Source organism: Nocardiopsis sp. CNS-639 (assembly GCF_000381685.1).
In the GTDB taxonomy this organism is placed as follows: domain Bacteria; phylum Actinomycetota; class Actinomycetes; order Streptosporangiales; family Streptosporangiaceae; genus Nocardiopsis; species Nocardiopsis dassonvillei.
Map to the genome: position 1 here is coordinate 53,518 of NZ_KB906862.1, position 26,064 is coordinate 79,581.

Here is a 26,064-nt window from a genome sequence, read left to right on the forward strand (position 1 = left end):
CGCGGATCCCCGGCGGGGAACGCGGAAAGGAGAATGACCGCGTCTCTCGCTGAAGGTGTTTTCCATTACTCCTCCGACGAGAGCGAAATGCATGCCAGCGATCGAGATAAGGAACGTGTCCAAGACGTTCCGCGGCCAGCGGGCCGTTGACCGCGTCTCCTTCACGGTGGAGCCCCGCACGGTCACCGGCTTCCTGGGCCCCAACGGCGCGGGCAAGACCACCACCCTGCGGTGCCTGCTCGGCCTGGTCCGCCCCGACAGCGGCGAGGGGTTGGTCAACGGCCGCGCCTACACGAGCCTGCCCAACCCGCTGACCGAGGTCGGCGCGGTGCTGGAGGCCACCAACCTGCACCCGGGGCGCACCGGCCGCAACCACCTGCGCGTCATGTGCGACGCCGCGGGCCTGCCCCTCTCCCGTGCCGACGAGGTGCTGGACGAGGTCGGGATCGCCGGTGCCGGGAACAAGCGGGTCGGCGGCTACTCGATGGGCATGCGCCAGCGCCTGTCGCTGGCCGGGGCGCTCCTGGGCGATCCCCGGGTGCTGATCCTGGACGAGCCCGCCAACGGGCTGGACCCGGAGGGCATCGAGTGGCTCCGCCGGTTCCTGCGCCGCCAGGCCCACGACAGGGGCGTCGCCGTCCTTGTGTCCAGCCACGTCCTGGCCGAGGTCGAACAGACCGTCGACAACGTCGTCATCATCGCCAGGGGCCGTCTGGTCCACCAGGGAACCCTCGGCGAACTCACCGGCAACGGGGAGAGCCTGCACGACGCCTTCCTCCGCCTCACCGCCTCGGGGACGGCCGCCCACCCGCTTGGAGACCGCCAGTGACCGCTCTCGTCAGATCCGAACTCCGCAAGGTCCTCACCACCCGGTTGTGGTGGATCCTGCTCCTCGCCGCACTGGCCTGGGCGGCCCTCTCCCTGGGCCTCGCGGTCTTCGCCTCGGGGGTGGAGGGCGGCCTCAGCCGCGACAGCACCGCGTACGCCGCTTCCGTCTGGACCATGGGCGCTTCGGGGAACCTCTTCACCATGGTCATCGGCATCATGATGGTGACGTCGGAGTACCAGCACCGCACGATCAACGTCACCTTCCTGACCAGTCCGCGGCGTCCGCCCGTGATCCTGGCCAAGGTCGTGGCCGCGGCTCTGGTCAGCCTGCTGTTCGGCGTGGTCGTCGTCGGACTGTCCTCCCTGGCCGCCGGGGCCTCCATCCTGACCGGGGGAGGCGGGTTGGACCTGGTCGACAACCAGGTGCCGCGCATCCTCGTCGGCTCCGTGGGAGCCTACGTCGCCTACGCCATGATCGGCGTGGGCGTCGGCGCACTCATCCGCAACCAGGTCGCCGCTCTGGTGTCCGGCATCCTGTGGGTGTTCATGCTGGAACCGCTCCTGAGCGTCGTCCCCCGACTCCAGGACGTCGGCAAGTGGCTGCCCGGCGGCGCGTCCACCGCGCTCTACGACACCGGGATCGTCCCCGGCTTCGCGGGACTGCTCCCCGTGTGGGGCGCGGCCCTGGTCCTGGTCGGCTACGCCGCCGTGGCGGTCGCCCTGGCCTCGGTCACCACGCTCCGCCGCGACGTGGTCTGAACCCCGGTTCTGCCCTGAGCAGGCGACCCTGGCGGGTCGGGCCGACACCCGGCAGACTCCCGGACATGAGACTTCTGGTTCTGGGCGGTACCGAGTTCGTGGGGCGGGCGGTCGTGGAGGACGCGCTCGCCAGGGACTGGGACGTCACCGTCTTCCACCGCGGCAGGCACCCCGCGCCCCCCGGTGCCAACGCCCTGCACGGGGACCGCACCGAGGCGGGCGGGCTCGGCGCGCTGGCCGAAGGACGATGGGACGCCGTCGTGGACACCTGGTCGGGCGCCCCGTCCGCGGTGGCCGCCGCCGCGAAGCTCCTCGCCGACCGGGCCGGGCACTACTCCTACGTCTCCAGCCGCTCCGTCTACGCGTCCCCCGCCCCGCCCGGGCTGGACGAGGACGGGCCGGTCGTGGACGCCTCGCCCGAGGCCCCCAGCACCGACTACGCGCGGGACAAGCGGGGCGGCGAGCTGGCGGCGGAGGCGGCCTTCGCGGAGCGGGCCCTGTCCGTGCGCGCGGGACTGATCCTCGGTCCGTACGAGAACATCGGCCGCCTGCCGTGGTGGCTGGAGCGGATCGCCCGGGGCGGCCCGGTCCTGGCCCCCGGACCGCGCGACCTGCCGTTGCAGTACGTGGACGCGCGCGACCTGGCCGCCTGGACCCTCGACGCAGCCGAGGCCGGGCTGGGCGGCCCCCACAACCTGGTGAGCCCGCCGGGGCACACCACCACCGGCCGACTCCTGGAGGCGTGCGCGGCGGTCACGGGATCGGACGCCGAACTGCGCTGGACCGACCCCCGGACCATCCTCGACGCGGGCGTCCAGCCGTGGACCGAGCTGCCCGTGTGGGTGCCGCCCGGCGAGCTGTACGACACCCTGCACCAGGGGGACGTGTCCAGGGCGCTCGCGACCGGGCTGCGCTGCCGTCCGGTGACCGAGACCGTCGCCGACACCTGGACCTGGCTGAGGAGTCTGGAGGGCGGCGCGCCCCAGCGCCCGGACCGCCCCCGCGTCGGCCTGGACCCGGAGGTGGAGGCCCGCCTGCTCGCCGGAGCCTGATCCGGCAGCGGACACGGCGAAGGGCCGCCTCCCCTGGAGACGGCCCTTCGCTTCCGTGTTCCGGTCGGCCTCGGGTTGGGCTGTAGCACGGTGAGACACGGGGGGCTACACTGAAAGCATGAAGACCATCACCCAGCGCGAGTTCCGCAACAACGCGGCTTCCGTCATGGACGAGGTCGAGGCGGGGGAGACCTTCCACGTGACCCGTAACGGGGTCGAGGTGGCCCGGGTCAGCCCTGTTCCGCGCCGTCGGCGCCTCACCGCGGAACAGTTGGCGGAACGGCACCGCAGGCTTCCCCGGGTGGACTTCGCACTGATGCGCGAGGAGGCTGACGCGTTCTTCGGTGATGAGGATCGGGTCGGGGAGGACGACCGTGGCTGACCGGTTCGATGAGGGTGTCCTCGACACCTGCGTCTTCGTCGACCTCGGCGTCATCGATCCTGAGCGGCTCCCCCGGTATCCCGAGATCACCTCCGTCACCATGGCCGAACTCCACCAGGGCGTGGCGATGGCGAAGGACCCGGTGAGCAGGGCCCAGCGCACGGAGAAGCTCCAGAGCGCGGTGGTGGACTTCGCACCCCTACCCTTCGACGGTGAGGCGGCGGCCCGGTACGGAACACTCGTCGCCCTCACCCTCGCCGCGGGCCGCACTCCCAAGCCGCGCCGCATGGACCTGATGATCGCGGCCGTGGCCTCGGTGCACGGGTTGCCCCTGTACACCCGCAACACCGACGACTTCGTCGGACTCGACAGCGTCGTGCGGGTCGTCTCCGTCTGAGGGAGTCGGAACGTCCCGCGGACACGGCGAAGGGCCGCCTCCCCTGGAGACGGCCCTTCGCGCTGCTTGTCCGTGTACGATCCGGCGCCCGGGTCAGGCCACCGGCGCCTCCTCGGCGCCGCGCGAGGTCACCCGGAGCCTGTCCGCGCCCTCGTCCACATCCACCACCACGGTGGCGCCCTCGGCCAGGTCGCCCGACAGCAGCTCGCGCGCCAGCGGGTCGCCGATCGAGGACTGCACCAGGCGGCGCAGCGGACGCGCGCCGTAGTTGGGGTCGTAGCCGGTCAGCGCCAGCCACTCGCGGGCGCCCTCCGTCACCTCCAGCCCCAGCCGCCGGTCCGCCAGCCGCCGGGCCAGCTTGTCGATCTGCAGGTCCACGATCCGCGTCAGGTCCTCGGTGGACAGCGCGTCGAACATGATCACGTCGTCCAGCCGGTTGAGGAACTCCGGCTTGAACGTCGCGCGCACCACGTCGAGCACGCGGTCGCGGCGCACCGACTCCTCCAGCGACTGGTCCACCAGGAACTGCGACCCCAGGTTGGAGGTGAGGATGAGGATGGTGTTGCGGAAGTCCACCTGACGGCCCTGGCCGTCGGTCAGGCGGCCGTCGTCCAGCACCTGGAGCAGGGTGTCGAACACCTCCAGGTGCGCCTTCTCCACCTCGTCCAGCAGCACCACCGTGTACGGGCGGCGGCGCACGGCCTCGGTCAGCTGGCCGCCCTCCTCGTACCCCACGTAACCGGGGGGCGCGCCCACCAGCCGCGACACCGAGTGCTTCTCGGAGTACTCGCTCATGTCGATCCGCACGATCGCGCGCTCGTCGTCGAAGAGGAACTCCGCCAGCGCCTTGGCCAGCTCGGTCTTGCCCACGCCCGTGGGGCCCAGGAACAGGAACGACCCCGTCGGCCGGTCCGGGTCGGAGATGCCCGCCCGCGCCCGCCGCACCGCGTCCGACACCGCGGCCACGGCGTCCTTCTGCCCGATGAGGCGCCTGCCCAGCTCGTCCTCCATGCGCAGCAGCTTGGAGGTCTCGCCCTCCATCAGACGCCCCACGGGGATGCCGGTCCACGCCGACACCACGTCGGCGACCTCGTCGGCGCCCACCTCCTCCTTGACCATGGTGGTGTCGCCCCGGCTGGCCGCCCTCTCCTCGTCCCGGCTGGCCTCCTCGACCTGCTTCTCCAGCTGCGGGATGTCCCCGTACATCAGCCGGGAGGCCTCGCCGAAGTCGCCCTCGCGCTGGGCCAGCTCGGCCCGCGTGCGCAGGTCGTCGAGCTGCCCCTTGAGCTCGCCGACCCGGTTGAGGCCGGCCTTCTCCTGCTCCCAGCGGGCCACGAGCCCGTTGAGCTGCTCCTGGCGGTCGGCCAGGTCCGCGCGCAGCCGCTCCAGCCGCTGGCGGCTGGCCGGGTCCGACTCCTTGTCGAGCGCCATCTCCTCCATCTTCAGGCGGTCCACGGTGCGCTGGAGCTCGTCGATCTCCACCGGGCTGGAGTCGATCTCCATGCGCAGCCGGGACGCCGCCTCGTCGATGAGGTCGATCGCCTTGTCCGGCAGGAACCGCGCGGTGATGTAGCGGTCGGACAGGGTCGCGGCGGCCACCAGGGCCGAGTCGGCGATCTGCACCTTGTGGTGCGCCTCGTAGCGGCCCTTGAGTCCGCGCAGGATCGCGATCGTGTCCGCGGCCGAGGGCTCGCCCACCATGACCTGCTGGAAGCGCCGCTCCAGGGCGGGGTCCTTCTCGATCTTCTCCCGGTACTCGTCCAGGGTGGTCGCGCCCACCATGCGCAGCTCGCCGCGCGCCAGCATGGGCTTGAGCATGTTGCCCGCGTCCATGGCGCCCTCGGCGGCGCCGGCGCCCACCATGGTGTGCAGCTCGTCGATGAACGTGATGACCTGGCCCTCGGACTCCTTGATCTCCGAGAGCACCGCCTTGAGCCGCTCCTCGAACTCGCCCCGGTACTTGGCGCCCGCCACCATCGCGGACAGGTCCAGGCTCACCAGGCGCTTGCCCACCAGGGACTGCGGCACGTCACCGGCCACGATCCGCTGGGCCAGGCCCTCCACGACCGCGGTCTTGCCCACGCCCGGCTCACCGATGAGCACGGGGTTGTTCTTGGTGCGGCGGCTGAGCACCTGGATGACCCGCCGGATCTCGCCGTCGCGGCCGATCACCGGGTCCACCTTGCCCTCACGGGCCCGCTCGGTCAGGTCCACCCCGTACTTCTCCAGGGCCTGGTAGGTGTCCTCCGGGTTCTCCGAGGTCACCTTCCCCGAGCCGCGCACCCGCTCGAACCCCTCCAGGAGCGCGTCGGGGGTGGCACCGGCCTCGGTGAGCAGCTTCGACGCCTCACCGCCGTCCGCGGCCAGCCCCACCAGCAGGTGCTCGGTGGAGACGTACTCGTCCTCCATCTGCTGCGCGCGCTGGGCCGCGGTGTTGATGGAGACGATCAGCTGGCGCGAGGAGCTGGGCGAGCTGACCGTGGAACCGGCCGCCTTGGGCAGCGCGCCGACGGCCGCCTCGACCTTGTCCCGGAGCGCGTCCGGGTTGGCCCCGACCTCCTTGAGCAGCGGGCGGGTGATGCCCTCCGCCTGGTCCAGCAGGGCCGCCAGCAGGTGCACGGGCTCCGTCTGCGGACTGCCGTCCGTGGTGGCCCGGCGGATCGCCACCGACAGGGCCTCCTGGCTCTTCTTGGTGAGCTTGTAGTTCATGCGCGGTGACTCCTTTCACAAGTCGTGTCACGGGGGGTGATGTCCGACGGCCGACCGCGCCCCCGTGTCGCCGTGGCGGAGTTCCGTCAGTCCTGCTCGTCGTCGGCGCGGCCCGGGGCGCCGCGGCCCCTGCCCCGCTCCTCGTCGTCGTTCCCGGGCTCGGCGGTGTTGAAGATCGTCACGCGGGTGCGGCGTACCAGCTCGCCGCGCACCCCCGTGCCGCCGTCGGCCGGGCGGCCCCGGCGGGCCACCGCCCGGCGGGCCGCCTCCAGCTCGTTGGCCAGGTGGAACACCTGCTCCCGCAGTTGCTCCACCTCGTGCTCCAGTTCCAGGATCCGCTTGATCCCGGCGAGGTTGATGCCCTCCTCCTGGGACAGCCGCTGCACCTGGCGCAGCGTCTGCACGTCGCGCATGGAGTAGCGGCGCCCGCGGCCGGACGCGCGGCCCGGCGAGACGATCCCCAGTCGGTCGTACTGCCGCAGGGTCTGCGGGTGCATCCCCGCCAGCTCCGCGGCGACCGAGATCACGTAGACCGGAGCGTCAGCGCCGAAGGAGTCGTTCACGTCGTTCACGCACCCTTCGCCCGCGTTTCGAGTCCGTCGCGCGGGTCGTAGTCGGAGGTCGCCGCACGGAACTTCTCCAGAGCCTCGCGTGCGTCTCCGTTGAGAGTCCTCGGTACCGCCACCTCGATCGTGACGAGCATGTCGCCCGTGGTGCCGTCCTTGCGGTTCGCGCCCTTGCCGCGCACCCGCAGCTTGTGCCCGTTCTGCGTGCCCGGCGGGACCTTCACGGTCACCGGGAAGCCGTTGAGGGTGGGGATGCGCACGTCCGCGCCCAGCGCCGCCTCGGGGAAGGTCACCGGGACGGTGATCGTCACGTTGTCGCCGCTCCTGCCGAACACCGGGTGCTCCTTCACGTGGACGACGACGTAGAGGTCACCCGTCGGGCCGCCGTTCTCGCCCGGCGCGCCCTTGCCCTTGATCCTGATCCGCTGCCCGTCGGACACGCCGCCGGGGATGCGGGTCTGGACGGTGCGGGTGCTCTTGCCGCGCCCGCTGCCGTTGCAGGTGAGGCAGGGGTCGTCCACGACCAGGCCGCGGCCCTTGCACTCGCTGCACGGCTCGGACAGCGAGAAGCCGCCCAGGTTGGTGTTCTCGTGCCCGGTGCCGGAGCACTTGGGGCACATCCGCGGGGCGGTGCCCGACTTGGCGCCGGTGCCCTTACAGGTGGGGCAGGCCGACTCGCTGGCCAGCTGGAAGGAGCGTGTGGCCCCCTCGGCCGCCTCGCGGAAGGTCAGTGTCGTCTCGGTCTCGACGTCGGCGCCGCGTCTGCTGCGGGTGGTCCCGCCGCGCCCGCGGCCGCCGAACAGCCCGCCGAAGAGGTCGCTCAGCCGCTCGCCGCCGCCCGCGGTCCCCGTTCCGCCCGTGCCCTGGCCGAACAGGTCGCCCATGTCGAACCCGCCGGGGCCGGTGCCGCCGCCGGGGCGGTAGGAGCTGCCGAACAGCGACCGCGCGTTGTCGTACTCCTTGCGGCGCTTCTCGTCCGACAGGACGTTGTAGGCCTCGGAGATCTCCTTGAAGCGGTCGGCCGCGCCGGGGTCGTCGGCGTTCGCGTCCGGGTGGTTCTCCCTGGCCAGCTTGCGGTAGGACTGCTTGATCTCGTCCTTCGAGGCGGTCTTTGAGACTCCCAGGACCTTGTAGTAGTCCTTCTCCAGGTAGTCCTTGGTGCTCATCGACTGGTGCCTTCCCCCGCTGGTGCCGGTTGCGTCCGATGCTTCCATGTGACCCCGCACCGTGTCGGGCCGGGGTCCGCCTCCGGCCGCGGCCGCCGCTCACGCGGGGCCGCGGCCGGAGGGTCAACGGGTGGACCCGTTACCTGTCGTCTTCCCCGCCGTCGGCGCCGTCCGCGGCCGGGGACTCCCCGCCGGGGGCGTCGCCCTCGGCGGCGGAACCGGCCGCGGCCTCCGCGCCGCCGTCGGCGGGATCGCCGACGACCACGCGGGCCGGACGCAGGATCCGCTCACCGATGCGGTACCCGGGCTGGAACACCTCGATCACGGTCTGGACCGAGATGCCCGGGACGGGGACCAGGGTGAGCGCCTCGTGGAGGTTGGGGTCGAACTCGTCGTCCTTCTCCGCGTACCGCTCCAGGCCCAGCTTGGTGACCACGGCCTCCAGGGCCTCGCCCACCGCCTTGAACCCGCCGTTGAGCTCGTCGTGCTCACGGGCCCGGCCGACGTCGTCCAGGATCGGCAGCAGTTCGCCGAGGACCTGGGCGGTGGCGATCTCACGGACGGCCACGCGGTCGCGGTCCACGCGCTTGCGGTAGTTGGCGTACTCCGCCTGCACCCGCTTGACGTCGTTGGTGAGCTCGACGACCCGCTCGTCCGCGTTGATCGCCTCCGACACCACCGACTCGGGGGTGTCGGGGACCTCGACGTCCTCCAGGTCGGCCTCGACGACCTCCTCCTCGGCGACCTCGGGGATCTCCTCGGTCGCGTCGCCCTCGGCCTCGGGGTTGCGGACCTGCCCGGTCTCCGGGTCGATCCGGCGGTTGTCCCGGATCACCGGCCCCTGGCGCTCCTCACCGTCGCCGGTGCCGTTGGTGTTCTCCGACGGTGCCATCTGAGACACGCCTCCTTCCTCGACTCGACCCGGGATCAGGACTGCTGGTTGCCCTGGGTGCCCTTGTTGTCCTCGTCGACGATCTCGGCGTCCACGACGTCGGCGTCGTCGGCGGAGCTCTGGGCGCCCTGGGCGTCGCCCTCGGCGCCCTGCTGGCCCTGGCTGTAGATGGCGGAGCCGATCTTCTGGCTGGCCAGCGCGACCTTCTCGCTCGCGGTGCGGATGGCCTCCACGTCGGAGCCCTCCAGCGCGGTCTTCAGCTCGGCGACGGCGGCCTCGGTCTCGGAGCGCACGTCCGCCGGGACCTTGTCCTCGTTGTCCTTGATGACCTTCTCGGTCTGGTAGACGAGGGACTCGGCGTTGTTGCGGACCTCGGCCTCCTCGCGGCGCTTGCGGTCCTCCTCCGCGTACTGCTCGGCCTCGCGGACCATCTTGTCGATGTCGTCCTTGGACATCGCGGAGCCGCCGGAGATGGTGACGGACTGCTCCTTGCCGGTGCCCAGGTCCTTCGCGGTGACGCTGACGATGCCGTTGGCGTCGATGTCGAAGGCGACCTCGATCTGCGGGACGCCGCGCGGCGCCGGGGGCAGACCGGTCAGGTCGAAGACGCCCAGCTTCTTGTTGTACTGGGCGATGTCGCGCTCACCCTGGTACACCTGGATCTGCACGGACGGCTGGTTGTCGTCGGCCGTCGTGAAGATCTCGGAGCGCTTGGTCGGGATGGTCGTGTTGCGCTCGATGAGCTTGGTGAACACGCCGCCCTTGGTCTCGATGCCCAGCGACAGCGGGGTGACGTCCAGCAGCAGGACGTCCTTGACCTCGCCCTTGAGCACACCGGCCTGGAGCGAGGCGCCGATGGCCACGACCTCGTCCGGGTTGACGCCCTTGTTGGGGTCCTTGCCGGTCATCTCCTTGACCAGGTCCACGATGGCGGGCATACGGGTGGAGCCGCCGACCATGACCACGTGGTGGATCTGGTCCAGGCTGATCCCGGCGTCCTTGAGGACCTGCTGGAACGGGGTCTTGGTCCGCTCGACCAGGTCGGCGGTCAGGCGCTGGAACTCGGCGCGGGAGAGCTTCTCGTCCAGGTGCAGCGGGCCCTCGGCCGAGGCCGTGATGTAGGGCAGGTTGATCGCCGACTCGCTGGAGCTGGACAGCTCGATCTTGGTCTTCTCCGCGGCCTCGCGCAGGCGCTGGAGGGCCATCTTGTCCTTGGACAGGTCCACGCCGTTGGAGTTCTTGAAGCGCTCGACCAGCCAGTCGACGATGGCCTGGTCCCAGTCGTCGCCGCCCAGGTGGTTGTCGCCGTTGGTCGCCTTGACCTCCACGACGCCGTCGCCGACCTCCAGGAGGGAGACGTCGAAGGTGCCGCCACCGAGGTCGTAGACCAGGATGGTGGCCTCGTCCTCCTTCTCCAGGTGGTAGGCCAGCGCGGCCGAGGTCGGCTCGTTGATGATGCGCAGGACGTTGAGGCCCGCGATGGTGCCGGCCTCCTTGGTGGCCTGGCGCTGGGAGTCGCTGAAGTAGGCCGGGACGGTGATGACCGCGTCGGTCACGTCCTCGCCCAGGTAGGCCTCGGCGTCGCGCTTGAGCTTCTGGAGCACGAAGGCGCTGATCTGCTGGGGGTTGAAGGTCTTGTCGTCGATCTTCACCGTCCAGTCGGTGCCGATGTGGCGCTTGACCGAGCGGATGGTGCGGTCGACGTTGGTGACCGCCTGGCGCTTGGCGACCTCGCCGACGAGCACCTCACCGTTCTTGGCGAAGGCGACGACGGACGGGGTGGTACGGGCGCCCTCGGCGTTGGCGATGACCGTGGGCTCGCCGCCCTCCAGGACCGCGACACACGAGTTCGTCGTACCGAGGTCGATTCCGACCGCACGTGCCATGGTTGCTTCCTCCGTCAAAGTTGAGTCGTTCAGACGTAATTTTGCTTCGTCGGTTGAGGGCTGTCAAGTCAGTTGAGTTGACCCGACTCAAGTTGGTTCCTACGTCCTGACAACGGGCGGCCGGACCGGGATGTTCCCGACCTGGGCACTCTGATCGGGGATATGGGCGAACCCCGGGACAAGTCGGGGAGAACCTTGACCCGCAAGATCAGGGAGGGTCGGGGTTCCCCTGGGGTGGCTTCGGGGGCGCGGCCACGGGCGGCCCGGCAGGCGCGGTCACCGGAGGGGCGCCTTCAGGTCAAGCGGAGGGAAACGCCCGTGTCGCGGCGCCGGGCGTTCCCGGTCGGCGGCCGACGATGGCCCTGCCGCCGACGCGCCGGTGCCCAAGCGCCGGTGCCGCCGGGCGGCGACCGCCGCGGCGGCTTCCCGCCGCGTCCGCCGTACCCCTGAAACGCCGTACCCCTGAAACGGAGACGCCCGTGACGCCCAAGGCCCTGCTCGCCTCCGCTCTCGCCGCCGCGGTGCTGCTGCCCGCGCTGGGCGCCGCCCCCGCGTCCGCCGAGGACGAACCGCGGTCGGCCGGGGACACCACCGCACCCGTCGTGGAGACCTCGCCGCCCGCCGCGGAGGCCTCACCGTCCACCGGTGGCGTCGCGGTGCCGGCGGGGGAGGCCGCCGAGCCCTCCGGCGACGGTTCCGCGTCCGCGGAGGGCGCTGCCGCGACCGCCGGCGAGGGCCCCGGGGCCGCGGAGGGCGCTGCCGCGACCGCCGGGGAGGGCTCCGGAACCGCGGAGGACACCGCGGCGACCGCCGGGGACGGTTCCGCGTCCACCGGGGACGCCGGGGACGCCTTCTCGTCCACGTACCGGCACAACACCTTCGAGCGCCCGGCCGCGGGCACCGCCTACACCCTCGACGAATGGGAGAAGGACGGCTGGTACGCCTCCAGCGCCAGGGGACTGGAGGAGCGCGCCGTCATCGACGACTCGGTGCCCGCCCACGGGGGTGGGCAGTCGCTGCGCGTGCTCTACCCCGAGGGGAGGATCGGCGCGCAGGAGTCCGGCGGGCTGGCGCCGTTCCAGCTCTCCCCGGCGCGCGAGTACTACCTGTCCTTCTGGGCGCGCCTGGACGAGGACTTCAGCTGGGGAACCACCTCGTTCGGCGGAAAGCTGGGCTTCGGGCTGGCCGGGGGCGCGGGCTGCTCGGGAGGGGACGTCTGCACGGGCGAGAACGGCTACAGCTCGCGCGTGGTCTGGCGCCGCGACGGCAAGGCGGAGCTGTACTACTACCACATGGACAAGGCGGGCGAGTTCGGCGACTCCGAGCCCCTCGTCGCGGACGGGTCCGTCGTCCACCTCCCCCGGGGCGAGTGGGTGCACATCGCCCAGCGGGTCCGCGTCAACACGGTCACCGACGGCCGGGCCGAGCCCGACGGGGAGATCGAGGTCTTCTACAACGGCGAGCCCGCCGCGCTGGTCACCGGCCTTCGCCTGGTGACCGACGACGACCTGGTGGACAAGGCCTACCTCTCGACCTTCTTCGGCGGCTCCACCGAGGGCTTCGCCCCGGCCCACGACAGCTACGTCTGGTACGACGACCTGAAGGTGTCCACCTCGCGCACCGACATCTGCGAGCTCGGCGGCTGCGCCTGAGCGCCGACGGCCCCGCCCGACCCGCTCCGCCGGGGCCCGCCCGGGGCGGGTCCCAGGCGCCGCGCCGCCCGAGGTCCCCGCCCCGGGGAGTCGTCCACAGGCGGAGGGCGGGCGTTGTCGGAGGCCGGGTCCCTTCGCGAGACTGGAAGATGGGGGGTCCCAGGGCGTCCCCGGCTTTGCCGTGCCCGAGCGCCGCGCACCGTTCGCGGGGACGGACCTCGCGCTCGGCCCCCGTGCCCGGTCCTCCGGCGCGGTCCTCGTGCCCGGCCCTCGGGCGCGGGCCTCGGAGGTGGCCCCGAGAAGGGCTCTCGGGAAGGGCACCAGGGAAGGGCGCCCGGGAACGGTCCCGGGCGCGCCTGGTGGGGCCCCGGCGGCGGCTCCGGGCGCGCCCCTGGTGGAGGCCCCCGGCGGCGGCTCCGGGCGCACCCCCGCTGGAGGCTCCCGGAGGTTGTCCACAGCCGCGGATCCGTGGTTGTTCCACTCCCGGCGATGCCGCAACCTGGTAGTAGGGGAGAGACGGTGAAGTCACCGATACCCCCGTCGAGTCGTCCCGCGTCCGCCGTCCGCTACATATAGGACGTGCGGTGTGCCCGAGTCGCGTTCGGGCGCACCCGCGCGGTCCTGTCACACCGGTACCGGCGCCAGCGCCGGACGGCACCGGCGCGGGCGTGCCGACCGGGTTCCGCGACCCGGCGGCCCGCGGCGACGGCGGCGGGGTGTCCGTTCCGCGAGCGGTCGGGCATCCGGTGGCGACCGCGGCATTACTCGCTAGTAACATATAGTTCGACCCCCGGTGTGTGGCGCACCGGACGACGAAGCAGGATGGGAGGCCACGGACGATGCTGTACCTGACACTGGGCATCATCACCTCGGTCTTCGCCGTGGTCGCGTTCACCATGTTCGCTCTGGGCATCCGCCAGATCGTGCGAACCGTGGGTGTGGGCCGCTCGGTGGAGCCGGAGCGCAAGGGGCCGTTCGGACAGCGGTTCACCATGGCGCTCATCGAGATCCTCGGGCACGGGCGGATGCTCAAGCGGCCGTGGATCGGCGTCGCCCACTGGTTCGTCATGGTCTCGTTCCCGCTGCTGGTCTTCACCGTCGTGGAGGCCCAGGGCGAGGTCTTCGACCCGCACTTCAAGCTGCCGATCATCTACGACTGGGCCCTGTACGGCCTGGCCATCGAGCTCATCGCCGCGGCCAGCCTCGTCGGCATCGTCGGCCTGACCGTCTACCGCCTGCTCAACGGGCCCAAGCGCCTGGGCCGCCAGTCCCGGTTCACCAACTCCCGGCACTGGACGGCGTACTACGTCGAGGCCTACCTGTGGGGCCTGCTGATCTCGATCTTCGTGATCCGCGGTCTCAAGTCGGCCATGGGCGACTTCCCGTTCCCGGCCTGGGCGACGCCGATCTCCACCGGCCTCGGCGCGATCCTGCCCGGCGACCCCGCGGTCGCCGAGCCCGCCATCGCGCTGGTCGCCGCGTTCAAGCTGATCATCAGCTACCTGTTCTTCGTGGTCATCGCCCGCGTGCTCACCATGGGCATCGGCTGGCACCGCTTCCTCGCGCCGGTCAACATCTACTTCAAGCGCAACGCCGACGGGTCCCCGTCCCTGGGCGCGGCCAAGCAGATGATGGACAAGTCCGGCACCAAGCCCCTCGACTTCGAGGAGGCCGACCCCGACGAGGACCCGTTCGGCGCGGGCAAGCTGGAGGACTTCACCTGGAAGGGCCTCCTGGACTTCACCACCTGCACCGAGTGCGGGCGCTGTCAGTCCCAGTGCCCCGCCTGGAACACGGGCAAGCCGCTCTCGCCCAAGAAGGTCATCCTCGACCTCCAGCAGCACACCTACGAGAAGGCCCCGTACCTGCTCCAGGGCATCACCGAGGAGACCCTCGCCGAGAAGCCCGACGAGAGCCACGCGGGCGTGGACGTCCTCGCCCTCCTCAACCGGCCGCTGGTCGGCACCGAGGAGGAGAACGGCGTCATCCACCCCGACGAGCTGTGGGCCTGCACCAACTGCGGCGCCTGCGTCGAGCAGTGCCCGGTGGACATCGAGCACATCGACCACATCCTCGACATGCGCCGCTACCAGGTGATGGTCGAGTCCAACTTCCCGTCCGAGGCCAACACGCTCCTCAAGAACCTGGAGAACAAGGCCAACCCGTGGGGCATGGCCGAGGACCGGCGCATGGACTGGATCGAGGAGCTGGCCTCCCGGGAGGAGAACCCGGTCGAGGTGCAGGTCGTCGAGGACAAGCTCCCCGAGGGCACCGAGTACCTGTTCTGGGTCGGCTGCGCCGGTGCCCTGGAGGACCGCGCCAAGAAGACCACCAAGGCCATCGCCGAGCTGCTCGACATGGCGGGCGTCGAGTTCGCCGTGCTGGGCGGCATGGAGGCCTGCACCGGTGACCCCGCGCGCCGCCTGGGCATGGAGTACGTCTTCCAGATGCTCGCCCAGCAGAACGTGGAGACGCTGAACGAGGCCGGTGTCACCAAGATCGTGGCCAGCTGCCCGCACTGCTTCAACACGCTCGCCAACGAGTACCCGCAGCTCGGCGGTACCTACGAGGTCGTGCACCACAGCCAGCTGCTGGCCAAGCTCGTGGAGGAGGGCAGGCTCACGCCGGTCAACTCCGTGGAGGAGAACATCACCTACCACGACCCCTGCTTCCTGGGCCGCCACAACAAGGTGTACACGCCGCCGCGCGACATCATGGCGCAGGTGCCGGGAGTCAAGACGCAGGAGATGCACCGCCACAAGGAGCGGGGCTTCTGCTGCGGCGCCGGCGGCGCCCGCATGTGGATGGAGGAGCGGATCGGCAAGCGCATCAACACCGAGCGGGTGGACGAGGCGCTGACCACCAACCCCGACACCGTCTCCACCGCGTGCCCGTTCTGCCAGGTCATGCTCGGCGACGCGATCAACGAGAAGAAGTCGCAGGGCGAGGCGAAGGAGACGCTGGAGGTCGTGGACGTCTCCCAGCTGCTGCTGCGCTCGGTCCGGGGCGAGGCCCCCAAGGAGGAGGCCGAGACCGCCGACGCCCAGGGCTGACGCGAGGTCCGGACCAGGGCACCGAGCCCGCGCAGGGGCCGGGGAGCCGACCGCACGGTCGGCTCCCCGGCCCCTGCGCCGTTCACCGGCGGTCCGGCGCGGCACCGTGCCCGGGACTCCGTGTCCCGACCGCGCGCTCCGGACCGTGACGGCTCGCGGGGATGGCCGGAACCGCTGACGGCGAGGAGCCGTTCAGCGACCGGGGGCAGAGCCGTTCACAGGGCCGAGGCGGCGCCGCTCATGGCCGGGGCAGGGGCACTTCCGGGCCGGAGGCGGAACCGCTCACGGCGAGGCGGCGAGGTGTTCGTCGAGGAACCCGTCCAGGCCGTGCCGGGTGACCTGGCTGGCGAACCCTCCCCAGTTGAGGTCGAACATGTGCTCCGCCCAGGGGATCTCCAGGTGCCGGTGCGGGACCCCGGCCGCGTCGAGCCGGGCGGCGAGGCGGCGGTTGTCCTCCGGGCCCACGAACAGGTCGTGGCCGGGCGTGATCAGCATCGTGGGCGGAACCTCCGGCGAGACGTACGTGATGGGCGAGCTCATCGCGTACTCCTCGGGCAGCTCCGCCACGGAGCCGCCCATCAGGCGCTCGCTCTCCTCCAGGAGGTCGCCGCCCATCGGGGAGTTGCGCTGGCGCCAGGGCAGCTCGGGCGCCTCGGCGGTACCGTCGGCCACCGCGTACCAGGCCACGACCGCGTCGACGCCGGTGTCGGGCACGTCGCAGCTCGGGGGGATCTCCTCGTCCGAGCTGTACGCGGCCAGGAGGGCGAGCAGGCCGCCCGCCGACTGGCCGGTGACGGCGATCCGGCCGGGGTCGGCCCCGTACTCCGCGGCGTGCTCGCGGGCCCAGCCGATCGCGCACTTGACGTCGGAGACCGGCACCGACCAGTCGCCGTCGGGGAAGTAGCGGTAGTCGACGTCGAACACCACGTGCCCGTTGTCGGCCAGCCACACGTCCCAGCGGGGCAGGAGGCTCTGCGGCAGGTCGTCCGCGCCTCCGTGGACGTTCACCACGATCGGTGGCGGGGCGTCCCCCCGCCGCCGCTCGGGCTCCCACACGTCCAGTTCCAGGTCCTGCGGGTCGGAGGCGTCCCCGACCGCCGACTCGCCGGTGCGCAGGTAGACGCGGGTCTCGGGTGCGCGGTCGGCGCTGGTGGCGAGTCCGGCGGCGTACTCGCCGAGGTCGAGCCGGGCTCCCTCCGCGTGTGCGGTGGACCAGATCGTCCCGGGCGGGACGAGCGCGGCGACCAGTACCGCGCCGTTGGCCGTGGCGGCCGCCGCGGCGAGGCGCCGACGCCACACCGCTCCCCTGCTTCCCGCGTCCGGACGCCGCCCGGTGCCCTCGCGGAGGCGCGGCCTCCCCGCCGCGAACAGGGCCGGGACCAGGCCGACGACGGCCAGGGTGGCGAACACCAGGCTGAACTCCAGTACCAGCAGTCCGTACTGCCACGCGTCCCAGGAGGGCGGCGGCAGCAGGACGAGCGCGGCGGCGCCCGCGCCGACAAGCGCGGTCGTGCCCGCGAGGGCGGTCGCCAGCCAGCGGGCGGCCGCGGCGGCGCGGTTCCGTCGGTCCATGGTCTCCCCTTCGAGAACTCTTTCGATACGTCCGTATCGATACGAACGTATCAGAACGGGGGGTGTGTCAGAATGTGGCCGTGCCCAGGTACGTGGACAAGGACGGACGCCGCCGACAGGTGGCCGCCGCCCTGCACCGGATCGCCGCCCGCGAGGGCCTGGAGAGCGTCAGCATCCGCACCGTGGCGGCCGAGGCCGGACTCTCCGTCGGAGCCGTCCAGCGCGACTTCGGGACCAAGGAGGCGCTTCTCCTCTTCGCCATGCACGAGGTCGTCGACGCGGTCGCCGCGCGGCTCGCCCGGGTGCGGATCGGCCCGGGGCTGCTGTCCTTCGCCGAGGGGCTGCGGCAGGTGCTCACCGACCTGCTGCCGACCGACGACGAGCGCCTGGCCGAGGCCCGCGTCTGGTCGGCGTTCTACGCCCGCGCGGCCGTGGACGCCGAGTTCGCGGAGGTCCTGGCCGGGTTCGACGTCCGGGCCCGCGCCGCTCTGCGCGCCGCCGTCGGCTGGGCGGGCGAGCAGGGGGAACTGGCCCCCGGGCAGGACCCGGACGCCCTGGTGGAACTCCTGCTGGTCCTCGTGGACGGGATCTGGCTCAGCGCCGTCCGCCAGCCCCCGGGCTCCCCGCTGGACGCCCAGCGCGCCGCGGTGGAGGCGGCGGTCGCGGCGGTCACACGCGGGTAGACGTCCCGTACGGGCAGGCGTCCCGTGCGGGGAACGTCCGCGCCGTCGGTGCGGGCGCCAGTCGGGACGGCCCGCGGGGGCGGGGGCGCCGGGAAGGTGGAGGCTCCTGCGGCCGCCTCCCGTGTGCGGTGCGGCCCCGTCGGCAGCGCCACCGCGATGGCCTCGTGGTCGCTCAGGGCCGTTTCCCTCTTCCCTTCGCGCGGCCGTACCGCCCCGGTGAGCGCGGTGCGGGGCGGCGATCGCGGCCCCGGCCACCGCCCGCACCGGTACCGCCCCCGTGGACGCGGTGCGGGGGAGGGACTTCCAGGGAAGGGTGATTTAGGTTAGCCTTACCTGACTGTCTTCTATTCGAGGTGGTCGCCCGTGAACGCCCCCGTTCCTCCTCCTGCCGATCGCGCCCGTTCCACCCTGGCCCGCGGCGGTCCGGTGACCGTGGCGGCGGCCTCGGACCGGTTCGGCGAGGCGGGGACCGTGCACCTGGAGGAAGCCCCCTGCCACGTGCACGCCGACGGCGCCGTGAGCCTCCTGCTGCCCGACGGCCACCCGCTCACGGACCCCCGACCCAGGGGCCCCGTGGTGATGGCGGAGTTCACCGACCTGTCACCCGTGCTGATGCGCGACAGGGTGCGGGCGGTGCTGTGGGTGAGCGGCGCCGTGGAGGCCCTGGAGCACGCCCACGCCCGCGTCCGCGCGGCCCGGCTGCCCGAGGCCGCCACCGACGACCGGCTGCTGGAGATCGGGCACGGCCTGACGATGGTGGTCCTGCGCACCGCCCTGGTGGTCCAGTCCGACCACGACGGGGCCCACGTGCTCGATCCGGCCGAACTGGCCGCAGCGCGCCCCGACCCGTTCTGCCTCTGGGAGGCGCCCTGGCTGCGCCACCTCGACGAGGACCATCCGGACCTGGTGGGCGACCTGCTGGCCGCCGCTCCCGGCGCCGCGCGCGGAGGCCGGCCCAGGCCCCTGGGCGTGGACCGCCTCGGGCTGCGGCTGCGGGTGGAGACCGCGCTGGGCCACCAGGACGTGCACCTGCCCTTCACCCGCCCGGCGCGCACCCCCGACGACGTCGCCGTCCAGGTGCACCGGCTGGCCGGACACCCCGTCCCCCAGGGCTACGACCGCGGATGAGCGGTCGTCGGAAGGCGGGCGCGGCCGAGGGGTCCGAGGGCGCGGCCACGACCGCGCACCAGCGGCCGCCGCGCCGGCCCGATGACATTTGTCAGTGCGCGCGCCGGTAGGTTCCCCCGTGCGGCCGGTGATAACGGCGTCTGTTCCGCGTGGGCCGCTCCGCGGGAACCTGGGTACATGACGACGACAGCGAGCACCGCAGCGACCGGCCCCGGCCGACAGGACGCCACCGGCCCGGCGGTGGTCGTCCGCGACCTCCACCAGCACTACGGCGACTTCGAGGCGGTCAAGGGGGTCTCCTTCGAGATCCACCCCGGCGAGCTCTTCGCCCTCCTCGGGACCAACGGCGCGGGCAAGACCACCACCATCGAGACGATGGAGGGCTTCCGCCGCCCCAGCTCCGGCAGTGTCCGGGTCTTCGGCCTCGACCCCTACGGCCAGCCCGCCGGAGTCCGGGAGCGCACCAACGCCGTCCTCCAGGGCAGCGGCCTGCTGGAGGACCTGAGCGTCGCCGAGACCCTGCACCTGGCCCGCGACCTCGCAGCCACGCCCAGGGACACGGACGAGACGCTGGAGCTGGTCGGCCTCGCCGACAAGCGCGGGGTCGCGGTCCGCCAGCTGTCCGGGGGGCAGAAGCGCCGCCTGGACCTGGCGCTGGCCCTGCTGACCAGGCCCGAGGTCCTGTACCTGGACGAGCCCACCACCGGCATGGACGCCGAGGGCCGCATCGAGACCTGGCGCATCGTCAACGACCTCAAACGGGAGGGCGTGGCGGTCCTGCTCACGACCCACTACCTGGAGGAGGCCGAGCGGCTCGCCGACCGGCTGGCGATCATGCACCGCGGCGAGGTCCGCGTGGAGGGGACGATCCAGGAGGTCCTCGCGGGCTGGGGCGACCGGGTGAGCTTCGTGCTGCCCCCGAACGTGCGCACCGCCGACCTGCCCCGCGTCGAGGGCGCGGACGTCTCCGTGGAGACGCGCGGCCAGGCGCTGTGGGCCACCTACACGGTCACGCGGGGGGACGTCGAGGAGAGGGCGCACCACGCGGTGGCCGCGCTCGTGTCCTGGGCCGTGGAGAACGGCACCGTCCTGCGCAGCCTCCAGGTGCGCAGCGCCTCCCTGGAGGACGTGTTCCTCCGGGTCGCCGACGGCGCCGCCGACCTGGTCTGACGCGCGCCGCAGCGCTCCGTGCCCCCCCTGCCCCGCACAGTCCTTCGAGGAGACACCGCGATGACCGCGAACACCGCCGCCCCCGCCACTGGCGCCACCGGCGCCCGGCCCACCGTCAGCTGGACCAGGCAGGCCGTCCGCCTGGCCCGGACCGAGTTCACCCTGTTCGCCCGGTACAAGACCGCCTGGATGTACCTGGCCCTGCCGCTCTTCTTCGCCTTCATGACCACGAACCTCCCCGACGACGAGGTCGTCCCCGGCTTCGGGATGGGACAGATGGCCATGGTCGCCACCATCGGCTCCATCGGGCTCATCCTGGGCGTCGGCCACCCCTCCAACGTGTTCACCGCGCGGAGGGAGTCCCTGGTCCTCAAGCGGCTGCGGGTCAGCGGGGTGTCCCAGTCGGCGGTCTTCGGCGGCGTCATCGGGGCCGTGGTGGTCTTCTCCCTGGCGATCACGGTGGTGGTGGCCGCCCTGGTCCTGGTCTTCTTCGGCAGCCTTCCCCGGGACCCGCTGATGCTCGTCGTCGCGGTCGTCCTCAGCTCCGTCATGTTCTCCCTGATGGGGCTGCTCATCACCCCGGTCGTCCGCAACGCCGAGTCCGCCCAGATGATCTCGATGCTGCCCATGCTGGTCCTGCTGTTCGTGGGCGGCGGACTCATCCCGCTGGAGTTCCTGCCGGAGACCGCTCGCGTGGTCATCGGCTTCGTCCCGTCGGTCCCCGCCGGGGAGATGGCGCAGACCGCCTACTCCGGCTACGACGCCTTCCGGGGCTTCGGGGACGGGGAGGAGAAGGGCTACCTCGCCCTGTGGGTCGCGGCCCTGCCCTCCATCGGGATCATGCTCGCCTGGATCGCGGTGCTGGCCCTGCTGGTGCGCCGCTACTTCAGGTGGGACCCCCGCCAGCCGTAGGGCGGGCGCGGGGCGCCGGGGAGGCCGGGGCGGACGGCCTGCCCCGGCCTTTTCCCGCGCGGGTCCGGAAAGGCCTGTGGACAACCGTTCGGAGGGGCTCCGCGGCTTCTACGGTGGTTGTGGTGCGGCCGACGGCGGCCGGAGAGGAGCCGTCGGCCACAGCGGCGCGGAGGAGCCGTCGGCCACGGCGGAGGAGAGGAGGAGCGGTGGGTTCCCAGGACACGTTCACCGGCGGGCACGGGGCGGCGGACTCGGCGGTCCCCTCTCCCGTTCCAGGGGCCGACGCGGGCACGAACCCCCGTTTCCTGCGCAGGCTCCGGTTCGCGCGGTGGTGCATCCTGTGGACGCTGGGCTCGCTGGCGCTGATGGTGCCCTTCGCGCCGTTCATGGAACTGCTTCTGTCCGGGGCCCGCTCCGTCGGCTCGGAGGACGGGTTCAGGACCTGGCCTCCCGCGGTGTCCACCGTGGTCGCCCTGTTCTGCGCGCTGCTGTGCCTGTGCATGATCCGGAGCCGGGTGGACGGGAGGAGGATCGCCGACCCCCGGCTCTACTGGGGCTCGCTCGCACTGCTCCTCCTGGCGTGCCTCCTCATGCAGGTCACTCCGTACGTCTTCCTCACCTGCACGTGTTGGTGGGGGGTGGCGGCCTTCTCCGTCCCGTGGAGGCGTTCCCTCCTCGTCGGCCTCGCCCTGCTGGTGCTGCCCTGGCTGCACCCGTCCGTCACACTGGTGGACATACCCCTCTTCGTGCTGGTGTTCTCCAGCCTGTTCTCCGTGGGCTGGACCCTCGTGATCTGGTTCGTCGCCCTGACCATGTTCCGCCTGTGGGAGGCCACGAACGAGGCTCTGGAGGGGGAGCACGCCCGCACCCGGCTGGCGGTGAGCGAGGAGCGGCTCCGGTTCGCCCAGGACATGCAGGGGGTGATCGGCCAGGGCCTGACCACGCTCGCTGTCAGGGCCAGACGGGCCGAACTGCTGCTGGAGAGCGATCCGGCGGGCTCCGCGGCCGAGATCGAGGAGGTCCACGAACTGGCCCGCAGGGTGCTCCAGCAGGTGAGGTCGGCGGTCAGCGGCTACCGGGGTGTGGACCTGGCCGCGGAGGTGGAGTCGATCGGCGCGGTCCTGCGCGCCAACGGCACCGAGACCGTCGTCACCGGAACGGCGGCCCCGGAACAGTTCCCGGCCGCGGCCGGAATCGCCGCCTGGGTGGTGCGCGAGGGGGCCACCAACATCCTGCGGCACAGCGACGCCCGCCGCTGCCGGATCTCCTTCTCCGTGGACGGGGAAGCCGGGCACGGGGGGAGGGCACTGGTGGTCGAGGTGTCCAACGACCGGGCGCGCGGCGGCCCGGAGGACGGCGCGGCCTCGGCCAGCGGTCTGGCCGGGCTCTCCGAACGTGTCGTACGGGAGGGTGGCACACTGTCGGCGAACCGTACCCACGACGGCGGTTTCCTGCTCAGAGCCGTCCTCCCGCTGCCCGACGGGACCCGACACACCGAGGAGTCACGTTGAGCGATCACGGCACGCCCTCCGCCGAGTACACGGCCTCCGACCGGGAGGGCGACCGCAGGGTCCGCTTCGCCCGGCGCATCGTCATCGTCTCGGTGGGCTTCACCGCGCTGCTCGTCGTGGGGATGCCCCTGGTGGACGTCATCACGGCCGCGGCCTCGGACTGGCCCCTGTGGCGCTCCCTGACCGGGGTGATCGCCTCCGTGCCGATCGCCGTGCTGCTGATCGTGATGCTCCGGGCCAGGCTGGACGGTCGGCGCAAGCCGGACCCGCGCGCCTACTGGACCTCGCTCGGCCTGATCGTCGTGGTCGTCCTGTGCCTCCAGGAGCCGATCAACACCGTGTTCTTCCTGGCCGCGTGGTGGGGGACCGGGGTCTTCCTCGCCCCGCGCAGGCGCAGCGCGTACGTCACCGCCGCCCTGCTGGCGCTGCCCTGGCTCGTGGTCCCGTTCTACGGGTTCGAGACGCAGTTCCAGCCGCTCCTCTACCTGTTGGTGTGGCTGGTGATGGTCTTCAGCGGGCTGATGTTCGCCGGGGCCTCGCTCTCCATGATCTGGCTGTGGGACATCAGCCGCGAGGCCGTCGCGGGACAGCGGGCCCGCGCCCAGCTCGCGGTGAGCGAGGAGCGGCTCCGCTTCGCCCGCGACATGCACGACCTGCTCGGGCACAGCCTCTCCGCGCTCGCGGTCAAGGCCCAGCTGGCCGGACGGCTCGTGGAGCGGGACCCCGGGCGGGCGGGCGCGGAGATGGCGGAGGTGCAGGTGCTCGCCAGACAGGCGCTCCAGCAGGTGAGGTCGGCGGTCAGCGGCTACCGGGAGGTCGACCTGGCGGGCGAGACGGAGGCCGTCCGCGCGGTGCTCGACGCGGGGGGGACCAGGGCGGTCGCCACCGGGCTGGAGGGGCTGGACCTGCCGCCGCGGACCGCCGCGCTCGCCGCCTGGGTGGTGCGCGAGGGCGGCACGAACGTCCTGCGGCACAGCGACGCCAACGAGTGCCAGATCAGCTTCACCCTCGCCCGCGACAGCGCCGTGGGCCCCCGGACGCTCGTGGTCGAGGTGTTCAACGACCGCGCCCGGGGCGGCGGCCAGGACGGGAGGGAGTCGGGCAACGGGCTCGCCGGTCTGTCCGAGCGGGTCGCCATGGGCGGCGGCACCCTCTCCGCGGCCCGCACCCCGGAGGGGGGCTTCCTGCTCCGCGCCGTCCTGCCGCTCTGACGTCCCGCTTCAGCGCGTGCCCACCGAGTCGAAGGCCGCGTCGATGTCCTCGCTGGCGCCCTCCCCGCCCGCGGTGTTCACCCCGAGCATGAACGCGCCCCGGCCGTCGTCCAGCTCCACGATCACGAAGCGGCCGTAGGTGTCCCCCGAGTCGCTGCCCATGGTCGCCCCGAAGGCGGGCAGCCCGTCCACGTCGGTCTGCCCGGAGGGCTCGGCCCACACGCCGCCCTCGGCGGCCAGGTCGGCGGCCAAGTCCACGGCCAGTCGCACCCCGGCCACCGCGATCGGCTCCACCGAACCGAGTTCCTCGGTGCCGGTGACGATGACCGCGTCCGGGTCCTCGGCCGGGCCGAGGACCGCGTAGGAGGTGTACTCCGAGGGGACCTCCCCGTCGCCGAGTCTGTGCCACTCCTCACCGGGGAGTTCGTAGGCCAGTCCGGCCGGGGGGTCCGCGGCGGTGTCCCCGCCGTCCGCCGGGTCCCGCGGGGTGTCCTCGTCCCCTGCGCCGCCTCCGCCGCTGTCGCCCTCCCCGGCGCCGCCGCCGTCGGCCGCGTCACCGCCCTCCTCGGCGGACTCCGGAGCCGAACCGGACAGGGGCCCGCCGTCGGAGAGGAACCAGCCGAGTCCGGCCGCGGTGGCCAGCAGGAAGGCGAAGGTCACGACGAGGGCGATGGTGAGGGTGACCCGACGGGCGTTGTCGGGCTCGCGGCCGTCGGTGCGGGGGCGCGGACCGACGCGGTGTCGGTCGCCGCGGTCCGGCCTGTCCGGTCCTGGTGGCATCAGGGGCTCCTGTGTGCTGCTGGGGGGGTTCCCGGGGGCCGGGGCCCACAGAAGCACTACCCAGACCGGGGCGCGCGGAGACGGGCCGCCGTGGCCGGATCGGGCCGCCACCGGACAGCGCGGTCGGCCGGTGCGGCCGGCCGGTGCGGTCGGTCAGCTCGGTTGGGCAGCGCGAATGGACAACGTGGACGTGCGGGGCGGTCGGTCAGCGCGGCCGGCCGGTGCGGCCGGGCTCCGTCCTGGGCCTCCGGGCCGTGGGCGGGGAGGGGCGAACGGCCTCAGACGTGCCAGGGGGCGAGGGGCAGCGGGGACCACAGGATGTGGGGCTCGGGCACGTCGCGGGGCGCGGGCAGCACCGCGGGCGGCAGCCGGTACTCGGCCGGAAGCGGATCGGTGGACCATGAGCGCCGCGTGCCGGGGCCCTCGTCGCGCGGTTGGGCGGGGCCGGGCACGGGTCCCGCCGCCCGGGGAGGCCGCTCGGGGGCGGGATCGCGGACGTGTGCCGTCCCGTCGGCGGGTCCGGGGCCGACGCAGGGGAGCGTGCTGGCGGAGCGGGCAGGTCCGGCGGGGGCCGCGGGCGTCCCGGACAGCCCGAGCACCCGGTCGATCTCCTCGGGGCTGAGCGGGCGGTCGGCGTCGGCCACCGCGATGAGCACCTCGGCGTACAGTTCGATCTCGTCCAGCGCGACGTGGTCGTGGAGGTGGTCGTGCAGGTCGAGGCTGCGGTTCACGTGAGCTCACCCCCTGAGACAACGGTGTCGCGGCAGGACGGGACACCCCGCGCCGGAGTGCCGTGGGTACGGGTGCGACGGATCCGGACCCACGCGGACGTGAGGAGTACCAGGCTACGCGCAGGGCGGGCCGGTGCGCATGACCCGTGAGGACCAGGCGGCGGAGTCACCCGGGTTAGCCAGGAGGGGGCCCCACCTGGGCGGGCGCGGTGCTTTCGGACCACCGCGCCGGGTGCCCCGGGTACGACTTTCGTCCCCACCCGGCGTGACGCTAGGCCCAGGTGACGTCCTGGTGCTGGGCGGCGAGCGCCGCGTAGTGGGCCGGAGTGTGCTGGAGCACCAGCCGGTCGTTGTCGTTGAGCTCCCGCACCACCTTGCCGGGCACCCCCGCCCACAGCGTGTCCGGCGGGACGGTCTTGCCCGGCGGCACGAGGGAGCCCGCCGCGACCAGGGCGCCCCGGCCGACGCGGGCGCCGCCCAGCACGATGGCGCCGATGCCGATGAGCGCGCCCTCCTCCACGACCGCGCCGTGCACCATCGCCTTGTGGCCCAGGCTCACGTCGTCGTGCAGGATCACGGGCTCACCGGGGTCGGAGTGCAGGCCGCACTGGTCCTGGATGTTGACCCGGTCACCGACGACGACGTCCTCGGTGTCGGCGCGCAGCACCGACCCGTACCACACGCTGCTCCGGGCGCCCAGGCGCACGCGGCCGACCACCACCGCGCCGGGCGCGATCCACGCGCTCGGGTGGACCTCCGGTCGTCCGAAGTCCGCTCCGCCCACGCGGGGCCCCGCGGGCCCGCCTTCCGTGCGGCCGTTGTCCATCTCGTGGCCCTCCCTGCGTCTCGTACCGCCGTGTCCGTCTCCCCCGGGAGGGGGCGGATCAGCGGGAAGTTGACCGCTCTGCCCCCGTACGGGGATGATCGCGCATACCTTAGTAAGAACGTGACCGGGGTCCGCACGGCGATGTCCGGTCGGGGATCTTGACGCGGCCGCGCCGCGCGTGTCTACCTTGGTCGCCTG

At 72.6% G+C, this 26,064-nt stretch carries 22 protein-coding genes; 13 read left to right on the top strand and 9 right to left on the bottom strand.

Annotation, left to right across the window (positions count from 1 at the left end; genetic code table 11):
- Positions 1-115 precede the first annotated feature (115 nt).
- The 5 genes from G011_RS0115305 to G011_RS0115325 all read left to right on the top strand — a co-directional run bounded on the left by G011_RS0115305 (position 116) and on the right by G011_RS0115325 (position 3,418).
- Positions 116-829 carry an ABC transporter ATP-binding protein gene (locus G011_RS0115305; RefSeq protein WP_019609243.1) on the top strand — a complete coding sequence of 238 codons (714 nt, stop codon included), beginning with the start codon at positions 116-118 and terminating at the stop codon, positions 827-829.
- Complete coding sequence (locus G011_RS0115310; RefSeq protein ID WP_019609244.1) at positions 826-1,587, top strand: ABC transporter permease; 762 nt, start codon at positions 826-828, stop codon at positions 1,585-1,587. The genes G011_RS0115305 and G011_RS0115310 overlap by 4 nt, the downstream gene beginning before the upstream one ends.
- A gap of 65 nt (positions 1,588-1,652) precedes the next feature.
- On the top strand, positions 1,653-2,639 hold the full coding sequence (locus G011_RS0115315; protein ID WP_019609245.1) for an NAD-dependent epimerase/dehydratase family protein: 987 nt from the start codon (positions 1,653-1,655) through the stop codon (positions 2,637-2,639).
- 118 nt (positions 2,640-2,757) lie between these two features.
- Positions 2,758-3,021, top strand: coding sequence for a type II toxin-antitoxin system Phd/YefM family antitoxin (locus tag G011_RS0115320; RefSeq protein WP_019609246.1), 264 nt, complete (start codon positions 2,758-2,760; stop codon positions 3,019-3,021).
- Positions 3,014-3,418 (top strand): type II toxin-antitoxin system VapC family toxin, encoded by a 405-nt coding sequence (locus G011_RS0115325; protein WP_019609247.1) that lies wholly within the window; start codon positions 3,014-3,016, stop codon positions 3,416-3,418. Before G011_RS0115320 ends, G011_RS0115325 begins: the two co-directional genes overlap by 8 nt.
- A gap of 93 nt (positions 3,419-3,511) precedes the next feature.
- Here the strand turns inward: G011_RS0115325 and clpB are convergent, their stop codons facing one another.
- From clpB to dnaK, 5 genes are all read right to left on the bottom strand, one after another.
- On the bottom strand, positions 3,512-6,127 hold the full coding sequence (clpB, locus tag G011_RS0115330; protein WP_019609248.1) for an ATP-dependent chaperone ClpB: 2,616 nt from the start codon (positions 6,125-6,127) through the stop codon (positions 3,512-3,514).
- An 86-nt stretch (positions 6,128-6,213) separates the two neighbouring features.
- Complete coding sequence (locus G011_RS0115335) at positions 6,214-6,699, bottom strand: heat shock protein transcriptional repressor HspR (RefSeq protein WP_013156454.1); 486 nt, start codon at positions 6,697-6,699, stop codon at positions 6,214-6,216.
- Positions 6,696-7,859: a molecular chaperone DnaJ gene (gene dnaJ / locus G011_RS0115340; protein WP_019609249.1), complete on the bottom strand. Its 1,164-nt coding sequence runs from the start codon at positions 7,857-7,859 to the stop codon at positions 6,696-6,698. Before dnaJ ends, G011_RS0115335 begins: the two co-directional genes overlap by 4 nt.
- 139 nt (positions 7,860-7,998) lie before the next feature.
- Positions 7,999-8,751, bottom strand: a complete 753-nt coding sequence (grpE, locus tag G011_RS0115345; RefSeq protein ID WP_013156456.1) for a nucleotide exchange factor GrpE — start codon at positions 8,749-8,751, stop codon at positions 7,999-8,001.
- 35 nt (positions 8,752-8,786) lie between these two features.
- The gene (dnaK, locus tag G011_RS0115350; protein WP_013156457.1) at positions 8,787-10,637 is read right to left on the bottom strand and encodes a molecular chaperone DnaK; all 1,851 of its coding nucleotides are present in this window, start codon (positions 10,635-10,637) and stop codon (positions 8,787-8,789) included.
- A gap of 479 nt (positions 10,638-11,116) precedes the next feature.
- On the opposite strand from dnaK, the gene G011_RS0115355 reads away from it, so the two are divergent.
- Positions 11,117-12,289 (top strand): polysaccharide lyase, encoded by a 1,173-nt coding sequence (locus tag G011_RS0115355; protein ID WP_026338332.1) that lies wholly within the window; start codon positions 11,117-11,119, stop codon positions 12,287-12,289.
- Between the two features lie 839 nt (positions 12,290-13,128).
- Positions 13,129-15,342, top strand: a complete 2,214-nt coding sequence (locus G011_RS0115360) for a (Fe-S)-binding protein (protein ID WP_013156459.1) — start codon at positions 13,129-13,131, stop codon at positions 15,340-15,342.
- A gap of 282 nt (positions 15,343-15,624) precedes the next feature.
- Here G011_RS0115360 and G011_RS0115365 read toward each other — a convergent pair whose 3' ends face one another.
- Positions 15,625-16,914, bottom strand: a complete 1,290-nt coding sequence (locus G011_RS0115365; protein WP_019609250.1) for an alpha/beta hydrolase — start codon at positions 16,912-16,914, stop codon at positions 15,625-15,627.
- Between the two features lie 74 nt (positions 16,915-16,988).
- On the opposite strand from G011_RS0115365, the gene G011_RS0115370 reads away from it, so the two are divergent.
- From G011_RS0115370 to G011_RS0115395, 6 genes are all read left to right on the top strand, one after another.
- A complete protein-coding gene (locus G011_RS0115370) occupies positions 16,989-17,597 on the top strand; it encodes a TetR/AcrR family transcriptional regulator (RefSeq protein ID WP_013156461.1) in 609 nt (202 codons plus the stop codon).
- Positions 17,598-17,960: 363 nt separating this feature from the next.
- The gene (locus G011_RS0115375) at positions 17,961-18,725 is read left to right on the top strand and encodes a DUF2470 domain-containing protein (RefSeq protein WP_026338334.1); all 765 of its coding nucleotides are present in this window, start codon (positions 17,961-17,963) and stop codon (positions 18,723-18,725) included.
- Between the two features lie 177 nt (positions 18,726-18,902).
- Positions 18,903-19,895 (top strand): ABC transporter ATP-binding protein, encoded by a 993-nt coding sequence (locus G011_RS0115380; RefSeq protein ID WP_026338335.1) that lies wholly within the window; start codon positions 18,903-18,905, stop codon positions 19,893-19,895.
- Between the two features lie 60 nt (positions 19,896-19,955).
- Entirely contained in the window at positions 19,956-20,807 is an 852-nt protein-coding gene (locus G011_RS0115385) for an ABC transporter permease (RefSeq protein WP_019609253.1), read from the top strand.
- Positions 20,808-21,013: 206 nt separating this feature from the next.
- Positions 21,014-22,318 carry a sensor histidine kinase gene (locus G011_RS0115390; protein ID WP_019609254.1) on the top strand — a complete coding sequence of 435 codons (1,305 nt, stop codon included), beginning with the start codon at positions 21,014-21,016 and terminating at the stop codon, positions 22,316-22,318.
- Positions 22,315-23,529, top strand: coding sequence for a sensor histidine kinase (locus tag G011_RS0115395; protein WP_019609255.1), 1,215 nt, complete (start codon positions 22,315-22,317; stop codon positions 23,527-23,529). The genes G011_RS0115390 and G011_RS0115395 overlap by 4 nt, the downstream gene beginning before the upstream one ends.
- Positions 23,530-23,538: 9 nt before the next feature.
- Here the strand turns inward: G011_RS0115395 and G011_RS0115400 are convergent, their stop codons facing one another.
- From G011_RS0115400 to G011_RS0115410, 3 genes are all read right to left on the bottom strand, one after another.
- On the bottom strand, positions 23,539-24,309 hold the full coding sequence (locus G011_RS0115400) for a hypothetical protein (RefSeq protein ID WP_019609256.1): 771 nt from the start codon (positions 24,307-24,309) through the stop codon (positions 23,539-23,541).
- Positions 24,310-24,587: 278 nt separating this feature from the next.
- Positions 24,588-25,040 (bottom strand): hypothetical protein, encoded by a 453-nt coding sequence (locus G011_RS0115405; protein ID WP_019609257.1) that lies wholly within the window; start codon positions 25,038-25,040, stop codon positions 24,588-24,590.
- 271 nt (positions 25,041-25,311) lie between these two features.
- Positions 25,312-25,866, bottom strand: a complete 555-nt coding sequence (locus G011_RS0115410; protein WP_013156469.1) for a gamma carbonic anhydrase family protein — start codon at positions 25,864-25,866, stop codon at positions 25,312-25,314.
- Positions 25,867-26,064: the final 198 nt, after the last annotated feature.